Source organism: Clostridium sp. UBA6640 (assembly GCF_002455975.1).
In the GTDB taxonomy this organism is placed as follows: domain Bacteria; phylum Bacillota; class Clostridia; order Clostridiales; family Clostridiaceae; genus Clostridium_J.
The window spans coordinates 1-9,840 of the sequence record NZ_DKLM01000123.1; the positions used below are offsets into that span (position 1 = coordinate 1).

9 protein-coding genes are annotated in these 9,840 nt (G+C 28.2%); 8 read left to right on the forward strand and 1 reads right to left on the reverse strand.

Features of this window, described 5'->3' with window-relative positions; translation table 11 throughout:
* Positions 1-601 precede the first annotated feature (601 nt).
* The 4 genes from B2W91_RS13350 to B2W91_RS13365 all read left to right on the forward strand — a co-directional run bounded on the left by B2W91_RS13350 (position 602) and on the right by B2W91_RS13365 (position 3,300).
* The gene (locus B2W91_RS13350) at positions 602-1,393 is read left to right on the forward strand and encodes a MerR family transcriptional regulator (RefSeq protein WP_349680807.1); all 792 of its coding nucleotides are present in this window, start codon (positions 602-604) and stop codon (positions 1,391-1,393) included.
* A gap of 149 nt (positions 1,394-1,542) precedes the next feature.
* A complete protein-coding gene (locus tag B2W91_RS13355; protein ID WP_291581708.1) occupies positions 1,543-1,998 on the forward strand; it encodes an NAD(P)H-dependent oxidoreductase in 456 nt (151 codons plus the stop codon).
* A gap of 11 nt (positions 1,999-2,009) precedes the next feature.
* Entirely contained in the window at positions 2,010-2,654 is a 645-nt protein-coding gene (locus B2W91_RS13360; protein ID WP_291581711.1) for an NAD(P)H dehydrogenase, read from the forward strand.
* Between the two features lie 136 nt (positions 2,655-2,790).
* On the forward strand, positions 2,791-3,300 hold the full coding sequence (locus B2W91_RS13365; protein WP_291581714.1) for a GNAT family N-acetyltransferase: 510 nt from the start codon (positions 2,791-2,793) through the stop codon (positions 3,298-3,300).
* Between the two features lie 333 nt (positions 3,301-3,633).
* On the opposite strand, the gene B2W91_RS13370 is transcribed toward B2W91_RS13365, so the two are convergent.
* Complete coding sequence (locus tag B2W91_RS13370; protein WP_291581718.1) at positions 3,634-4,428, reverse strand: class I SAM-dependent methyltransferase; 795 nt, start codon at positions 4,426-4,428, stop codon at positions 3,634-3,636.
* A gap of 431 nt (positions 4,429-4,859) precedes the next feature.
* Between B2W91_RS13370 and B2W91_RS13375 the strand changes: the two genes are divergently transcribed.
* The 4 genes from B2W91_RS13375 (at position 4,860) to B2W91_RS13390 (ending at position 9,716) form a co-directional block, all read left to right on the forward strand.
* Entirely contained in the window at positions 4,860-5,729 is an 870-nt protein-coding gene (locus B2W91_RS13375) for a DUF2268 domain-containing putative Zn-dependent protease (protein WP_291581722.1), read from the forward strand.
* 224 nt (positions 5,730-5,953) lie between these two features.
* On the forward strand, positions 5,954-6,895 hold the full coding sequence (locus tag B2W91_RS13380; protein WP_291581725.1) for an adenosine deaminase: 942 nt from the start codon (positions 5,954-5,956) through the stop codon (positions 6,893-6,895).
* Positions 6,896-7,225: 330 nt separating this feature from the next.
* Positions 7,226-8,800: an RNA polymerase sigma factor gene (locus B2W91_RS13385; protein WP_291581728.1), complete on the forward strand. Its 1,575-nt coding sequence runs from the start codon at positions 7,226-7,228 to the stop codon at positions 8,798-8,800.
* A 40-nt stretch (positions 8,801-8,840) separates the two neighbouring features.
* The gene (locus tag B2W91_RS13390) at positions 8,841-9,716 is read left to right on the forward strand and encodes a GNAT family N-acetyltransferase (RefSeq protein WP_291581730.1); all 876 of its coding nucleotides are present in this window, start codon (positions 8,841-8,843) and stop codon (positions 9,714-9,716) included.
* Positions 9,717-9,840 lie beyond the last annotated feature (124 nt).

The following is a 9,840-nucleotide window of genomic DNA, read 5'->3' on the forward strand; positions in this document are numbered from 1 at the left end:
GTTCCCCTGAGGTGCAGCATAGCTCGGAACAACACCAAAAATTTTAATTAATATTAATGGAGATAAGTAATATAACTAAAATATTCTTTAATGATGTAGTTATTGTGCCATACTATACTGCACCCCAGGGGTATATTTTAGAGTTTAGTTTATATGCTAGATTATTCATGTATTTTAATTCTCGTAATGCTTTTTTAATATGTTACATACCCCAGGGGTGGAAGTTAATTTCTTTAACTGATTTTTTTACTAGCAATACAATTACAGTTTTTTTGTAGGGTGAACGTTCTTTGTCAGTTTTTTATATATCTAATTCAACTAAATTCTGCAACTATAATTATATGAATATGATTTTGGCTTTATGGAGAACACTGTTCTCCGCTACAGCCAGTCAATTGCCAATTTTTAATTGTTGAAGGGTTAGAAGATTAATGCTGAGAAATATCCGAAATTGTGGATTGTGAAATGTGAATTTTGAATTTACTAGTTTTAGTGGCAATGCCAATAAGTGTTAGTCACTTTCAGAGGTAGATTAAATTTGGAAGTAGTATATCTACATACTATTATAAACAGGTATAATTAATATATTGGGGGAATGAGAGTGTACACAATTGGACAAGTTGCTAAGTTTTTAGGATTATCAAGAGATACATTAAAATTCTATGAGGAAAAGGGATTAGTAAAACCGGTGCAAGATAAAGAAAATGGATACAGAAGATATTCACTATTTGATATAGATGATGTATTAACAGTAAATTTCTATAGAGAGATAGATGTTGAAATCAAACAAATTCAGAAATTAAAAAAATATGGTAATTTAGAGGAAATAGAGTCTTTATTAGATAAACAAGAAAAGAAAATACAAGAAGAAATAGAGTATAAGAAAATGCTTTTAAATAATATAAAAACTGTGAAGGATAATTATAAAACAATTAAGGAGAATTTATGGAAATATAGCATTAGAGAAATGAAACCAGTAGAAGTAAAAGGTGAATTTCAACTAGAAAACATGTTAGAACAATATGATCTTTTAAAAGAAGGAGAAGAAAACTTAAAGAAAGCTACAACCCTAAAAACATTGACGCGGGTTATCAATTTCGATGATAAAGGAATAATAGGACATAAATATATAGTGGTTAAAAAAATAAATGAAGATGATAAAGAAACAGAGAGAGAAATAATTTCTTATCCAAAGTGTATTTATACTGTTATTGATGATAAGTTAAAAGAAAATGGAGAAGATCTTGATAAAAAAATGGAGAAAGAATTTAGGAATATAGCAATGAAAATGGGATATGAACTGCTTGGAGTAGTATATATTAACATGTTAATAAGTACATATGAAAATGGAGGTAATTATTTCTATTTAGAAATTTATGTTCCAGTAAAGTAACATATTATTGACCTGTGAGTTACTCCTACCTTTAAACTGAACATATAAGCAAGATAATTATTTAGGCACATTAAAAAATAATGAATTAGTATAGAAGGTATATTTAAACCATTATTTTTTCATGTGCCTTATTTTAATGGGGTGGAATTATGAAGACAGTAGTTATAAAAGAGTTCGGAGATTATAACATTAAGTCAATATATGAGCTTGACCTTTCAAAAATAGAAATTAAAGACTGCTGTGGTTGTTGGACCTGTTGGTGGAAAGTACCAGGCAGATGTATAAGTAAAGATTTAGATACCTTTTACTCAAAATATTTAGAAGCAGATAGGGTGATTATTTTTTCTAAAGTTGTAAAAGGTTTCGTAAGTGGCAATTTAAAAACACTTTTTGATAGGATGATACCTTTATTTCTTCCTTATGTAGAATATTCAACTGGTGAGTCGAGGCATGTACCTAGATACGAAAAATATCCTGATATAGAATTTTATTATGAAGGTAATTTTGTAAATCTAGAGGGGAGAAAAATTTTAGAAGAATATATCTATCGTACATTTGACCAGTTTGCTTCAAAAAATGTAGTTGTAAAAGGAATAGAAGAGTGAGGGGAAGTTTGATGAATACAATAATCATTAATGGATCACCAAAAGGGAAAAATGGCAATTCAGAAATATTTATAAAGCAGTTTATAAAAGAAATGAAATCTCCTTATGAAGTTAAATATATTTGCAGTGAAGATCCAAAATCACTTGCTAAATATGTACATTCATTTGAAAATATTATTCTAGTGCTTCCACTTTATATTCATAGTATGCCAGGCATTACAATGCGGTTTATTGAATGCTTAGAACCTGCCAAGGATTCAGAAAAAAAATCTATTGGTTTTATATTGCAATGTGGATTTATGGAAACAGCTCAGTGCAAATATGCAGAAGCGTATTTTAAGTCCATATCCCTAGAACTTAATAGAACTTATTTAGGAACTATAACAAAAGGTGAGTCAGCAGGAACTTATGTAAAACCAGATTTTCTTAATAAAAAGCTCTTTAATATGTTATCTGATTTAGGTAGGATATATGAAGAGACTAATAAATTTGATAGTGGAATTGTTGAAAAGATGAAAATGCCATATGAACTTACAGGCTTTAAGCTTAAGAGTATGCAATTTGTTACTAATATAGGTCTAGGGAATATATGGTGGAATAAAATGTTGAAACAAAACAATGCTTTTGATAAAAGATTAGATCGTCCATTTATTTAAGTTTATTTACAGAGATAAGTGATTCTAAAGATAAACAATAGATATTTGTATGATAACATACATTTTATTGAAATTATGTTATTATACAGATATGATATAACTGTATTTAATAGGGTGATATTGGGGGGAGGGTTAAATGATATTAGAGACTGAAAGGCTTATTATTAGAGGATTTGATCATGAAGATATTGATTTAATCTATGATATTAATAATGATCCAGAATGTATTAGATTTAATAGTTGGGATTCTATGTCCTATGAAGATTGCCAAAAGGATATTAAAAGATGGATAGGTCAATATTCAAATTTTCCTGGAACAGGTGCATTCTGTGTTGAAAACAAAAATGAAAAAACAAAAATAGGCATGGCATTTATAGTTAAAACAAGTGAAAATGGAGAATTTGAAATTGGGTTTAGATTACGTAAAATACATTGGTATAATGGATATGCCAAAGAAATTACTCGTGGTTTTATAAATTATTCTAGAAACAAACTAAATGCCAATGCTGTGATTGCAGAAGTCTATGTTGATAATCTAAAATCAAGAAATGTATTTGAAAAGCTAGGCTTTTTAAAATCTAAGCATCCAGATGGAGAAGATGGACTTATTTATAGATATGATTTAAATACACCTACTAATGTATAATTTCCTTAAAAAGCTATTTAGAGAGTGAATGAAAATTATACCTCTAAAATTTATAGAAAGTTTTACTATTGAATTGACATATAGTTTAAGAATAAAATTTTTTCGATTATTATTTAGATAATTGAACTTGTAAAAATCCAAATAAGAATCCATATATAAAGTCATTTCATATTAATGCAGATATATGCTTATTTTAGTAAAATGCGTTGAATTAAATTGTTGATTTACTATACAAAATAAGGTTGCCCAATTAAAGGGTAACCTTATTTGAATTTTTTAATAGTTTAGCTAAAAATATAAAAAGAATACGAAATAAAACAACATCATGTTATTCTAATAATTAAGCTGAATATTTTTTGTCTTATTACAAGCTTGTAATTTCTTAGCAACAATAAGAAATCTGTGTTCAGTTCCTTCTATATATCCAACTTCATTTATTTCTTTATCTATTTTACATAAGTTTTCAAAACAAGTATCAACAGAAAAGTTAGGAAATTCCCATTCTATTATCTTTGCAAAGTATACCAATGCTCCTGTATCGTAAAAGCGTATTGGAGTGAATGACTCTTCTGATTGAATAATTTCAAATCCATTGCTTTCGAAGGCTTCAACATTATGCTTCAAATCGTTATCAGGGTATAATGACTTATAATTATCGATTACCTTTTCTGATAAATCAGCATTATTTTTTGAACCAACTTGTTGAGTAATAAAATATCCATCTGTCTTTAAGATTCGATTAACTTCACCAATATCAAAAGATTCATGCCTATTAATTATTATATCGAAAGAAGAATCCTTAAATGGCAGTATTGAATCATTAAATACCTGCCTAACTGTTATCCCAAGTGGCTGCAATTTCTCCTGACAAATTGCAACATTAGGTGGATATGACTCTGTTATGGCTGTATTGTAAAATGGATGATTTAAAGCAAGAAGGAATTCTCCTCCTCCTGTTCCCATGTCTAAAAGTTTGTGTTCTGTCTTTAAGTAAGACAATAAAATTTTTTTATAATCCCATGGTATGTGTTCATCATCCCATCTACCATTAAGATATGAGAAATCCCATCCTTGAAACACCTGATTTTCTTCACTTTTTAAATAATTTTTCAATTGTTCTCTGTTCATGTAACTACCCCTTTTCATAATATACTGATTAAATTAGAAAAGCAGTGCAGTTAACTGATAACAAATACGTTATTATCTCGGTACAATCTGCTATCAGATTATATTAACTGCACCGAGTATTTACTTAATTTGTTTCTCATAATGAGTTCCACCTCTTTCAAAGGTTATACAAATAAAATTTTGTTTTATAATGCCTTATAACCATTTTTTATATTATATATTACATTTTAACCAAACCAGTAATAATTTTCAAGTGTATGTAAATTCATTATATAAACTTAATTTTTCTATAAGCATCTTGATGATGTAAGCTAACATCGAATATTAAATAGTTATAAGTATTCTATTCATTGAAACATTATTCATTTAAGAATATAATATTTGTAGTAATGTACTTGGAAAAAATAAACTTAAATGGGAGATAGGATTGAATGATAAAAAATAAATTTCGTATTATTTCTGCATGGGAAAATGTTGATAAATTTATTGAAGAGGCAAATTTAAGAGAAGATGATGATATTAATTCTTTATGGAATAAATATCTCATAGAACCTTATTGGAGCAAAGTCGTTGAATGGGCACCAGATGGCTTTGAAGGAAGAAAACCTATGCCAATAAAAGATTTAACAACTTTAAAAAATCAGTCAAATGTTCTGAATAATTCGAATATTGTCGACTTGCTTGAAAGTGAATTAGTTAGAATATGGGATAGCCTTCCTAAAAATGATGAAGATATTATGACAATAGCTTTATACCCTTTAAGTCATGAAAATGCAATTGTTTCTGAGAGGCAAAATGGAGTTATAGGTAGTTGTGAATTTGGCAATATTCTAATCAATATAAATCCCTTAGCAAAGGATTGGATAAGATGGGTTCCTTATGTTGTAGCTCATGAATATCATCATAGCGTATGGGGACATAACAACATTGTTCTAAAAGGAAACTATCGTGATGATTTCTTAACTTATTTACTAAATGAAGGACAAGCTGATACATTTGCAAAAATGTTATATAAGAATTTGAAACCATCTTGGACTAATACTATATCAAAGCAACAGGAAAGAGAAATGTGGAATATAATGAAAGATCATCTAAAAAGTTGTGACCCTGTAGTAAAAAGCAGACTTATGTTTGGGGATAAGGAGAACGGTATTCCATGGTGTATTGGTTATCTAATAGGCAACAATATCATTGAAAAGTTTTTTGAAAAAAATCCGCGTACTACTTTTATGGAATTAATAAATATGGATTCAGAAGATATATTGTTAGAAAGTGGCTATGATGATTATATATATTCATAGATTATGTTGATACCAAATTAATGTCATATGATGGTCATATGTGTGAGTTTAGCTATCATAAGTTATATAATGGTCATTCTTAATATTTTTAAAAGGTTATGTAGAGGGTGAATGAAAATTCGCCCTCCACATTTAAGATTCTTATTTGGATGGTGATTATAAGTATATGATTATGTTTAAATAAGTGATTATGAAATATAATGGATCAATTAGAGAGGTATAGTATGAGAGATAATTTTATTAAAGCATTAGAAGATAATGATTTATGTGAGATGAGAAAGATACCAAAAAGCGATTTACATAATCATGCTTCAAGAGGTGGTAATAAGAGATACATTGAAGCTTGGAATGGTACAAAAATAGCAAAGGCTCCTATTTTTAAGAATCTTAATGAGATGAATGAATGGAATTCAAAAAATATAAAGCCATTTATTAAAGGAAGAATAGGATATGAAAAAAGAATAGAAGCAGCCTTTGTTCAGGCTAAGACGGATGGAGTTAAATTACTTAATATGAGCTTTAGTATTGATGAAGTTTCTGAATATGGAAATTCTGTAGAGGACATGGTTCATACGCTAAAGCAAATTCATAAGAATTTTGCTCCTAATGTTACTTTCATACCAGAAATCGCATTAAATTCATATACACCTTTTAATGTGCTAAATAAGGGATTAGAGGAATTTTTAGCTCAAGATTACTTTAGATCTATTGATATATATGGAGATGAAAATATTTTACCTGAATTTAAAAAATTATTTAGAGAAGCTAAAGATAAAGGATTAATTTTAAAAGCACATGTTGGAGAATTTGGAAGTGCTGAATTAATACGAGAGGCTGTAGAAGAGTTAGAACTTGATCAAGTCCAACATGGTATTGCTGCAGCAAATTCTCAAAGTATTATGAGATGGCTGTCTGACAACAAAATTCAGCTCAATGTATGTCCAACAAGTAACGTTTGCCTTTCTAGAGTAGAAAGTTATGGAGTACATCCAATTAAGACACTATATGATAATGGTGTTAAAGTAACTGTAAATACAGATGATATGATTATTTTTGATCAAAGTGTATCTGAAGAATTTTTTAATCTTTATAATGCAGGTGTTTTTAGTTGTACAGAACTAAATGAAATAAGAGAAAATGGTTTATCATCAATTTATAATATATAACTTTATTAAAAAGTAACTTATGAGGGTGAATGAAAATTCACCCTTTGCATTTATACGAAATTTTAACATTGAATTAAAACATATTCTAATAGTAAAAGTTTTTCTAATAACTGTTTGGATATTTTTTATTAAGAAGTAAATCAAAGTAACATTATAATAAAATAAGATAGGATTATTAGTATTTATTAATTTTAAATTATTATAAATAAATATAATAATAAATTATAATAAAAAATTATTTTTTTGGACTAACCATTCTAAAGTTATTGGCACTATTTATATGAGAGAACAATTTGACCATGAAATTTAGGAAGAAAGAGATGATGAAATATGGATAGACAGAAAGTCATTTATGAAAAAATTACAGAATGTATGAAAACAATATTTTCATTTTGTGTTTCAAGAACTTCCAGTATACAGGATGCGGAGGATTTGTCTCAGGAAATTATAAAGGAACTTTTAAAAAGTTCTAGCTCACTTAAAGAAATAGATGCATTTTATGGATGGATGTGGGCTATAGCCAATAATGTGTACAAAGGATATCTTAGGAATCGCAAAAAATTAGAACATTATGAGTTAGATGAAAGTCTAGAAGATAGCTTTACTAGAACTCCAGAATTAGAAGTGATTAAAAATGAGGAATTGAACACCTTAAGAAGAGAATTATCCTTCTTAGCAGAGTATCATAGAAAAGCTACTGTAATGTATTATATTGAAAATAAAAGCTGTAAACATATTTCGCAGAAACTTGAAATTTCTTTAGACATGGTCAAATATTTGCTCTTTAAATCAAGAAAAATATTGAAAGAGGGTATAAATATGTCAAGAAATTATGGAGATAAAAGCTATAATCCAGGAATCTTTAATGTAGATGTGTGGATGGAAGAAATGGATTATATGATTTACTATAATCTTTTTGAAAGAAAGCTCCCAGGAAATATCTTATTAACTGCCTATTATAATCCTGTAACTATAGAGGAAATCAGTGTTGAGTTAGGGGTATCTACCCCTTATCTAGAGGATGAGATAAGAATTCTTCAAAAGCATAATTTGATAAGGCAGGTTCAAAATGCTAGATATCAGACTAATATAGTTATTTTTACACAAAGTTGCTATGAAGATATTTATAGAAAAACAAAGGAAATATATAATCTATTAGCAGATAAGCTTTTTAATATTATTAAGACTAAAGAGGATGAAATAAGGAAAATTAATTTGAATGGTGTTCATCATTCAAAGAATAGGTTATATTGGCTAGCAACTCATATAGCTTTATTAGAAGGAAGATTTGAGGCTCAAGAAGAATTTATGAAATCAAAGAGATTCCCAATGCTCTCTAATGGTACTCATGGATATATATGGGGTACTAATAGTGGTAGTGAAAATGGATTTTTTAATGGAATATATGGGGATTATGAACTTGAAGATGGAGGTGATTATATAAATATATGTAATTTTAAGATCATTGAAAAATGTCAAGAGTTCCATCCAAGAGATGAGAAGGTGAAAATACTTTTAGAAGCAGCAAGAAATGAAGTGAAAGATAATAAAAACGAAGAGTTTGTAGAGCTTATAAAAGATTGTTATATTAATAATGATAATGGAAATTACAGTGTTAATTTTCCACTTCTTACAAAGACACAGTATGAAATTTTAGTTAAAATATTGGAACCAGCCATTGATGAGATAAAGAATGATTTAAAGACTATAATCTTAGAAGCTACAAAAGTTGTGCAAAATCATGCTCCAGATAAGCTTAGGGATATTTGTTCTGAAGTTTCAGTTATTAAATGTACTACAAATGCAATGGGCTATATTGTAGAGGCAATGTGTAGTGAAGGATATCTAATAGTGCCATCTTCGCCAGAAAAATTAGGTATGTATGCAGTATTAAGTGATATTTAAAAATAACTGAAATAATAAAGAAGCTGGAGGATTATTTGAAATGGCAATAACATGTAGAAAATATAATCATGTAAATGATTATAAAGGAGTATGTGAATTCTTAGAAGAAACGTATTCAGCTTATGGAACTAGATTCAATAACAATATAACTTTATTTGAATTTCAATGTGCTTTATCACGTGGAAAAGAAGGCAATTTAAAAAATCTTCACGAAATATTTAATAATATTTTTCTTTGTTTTGATGAGGACAAATTAGTTGGAATATTAATGGATGAGAATGTTTGTTTAGCTGCTGATTATAGATATATTTTTAAGGATATTGTTGATGTAAATAATGAAAGTATGGAATATGAAATCTTTGAAGGAGATAATGATTTTGAAAATGTTCTGGAAAGTAAGGGATATTATAAGACAGAAGAATATTATGTACTTAGGGATATGGATTGTAATTCTATAGTAGATGTTCCTAATTTACCAGAAGGATTTTATGTTAAGTTAGTTTCCGATCTTAATCAGCATGATAGAGTGTATAAAGCATATAAATTATGTTATGGGATATTGTTTAATAAAATTATATTTAAAAATTTTTATGAAACTTCAACCTATAGAAAAGAGTTGGACATTGTAATTATGAGCCCAGATGATGAAGTAGTAGCACTATGCAGTGGAAGATATGATGAAAAAAATAAAATGGTAAGTATTGAAGCAGTATCTTGTTATCCAGAGTACAGAAAAAAAGGTATAAGTAAAGCAATGATATTATATGTAATAAATGAAGCTAAAAAATTAGGAGCAGATAAAGTCACTGTACTTACTGCAATGCCAGAAAAGTACCCAGCTCCAAATAGACTATATGAATCAGCAGGATTTAAGATAGTTGGAAAGTTATACACATGGAAAAAGAGAACAGAATAGCTTAAGGATATAGGGATACAATGCGAAAGTTTAATATATACTCTGAAAAATAAATTTTCTATAAAAACAGATTACCCCCTTAGAAATTAAGGATTAATAATGAATAATGAAGAATTTAGGAAAA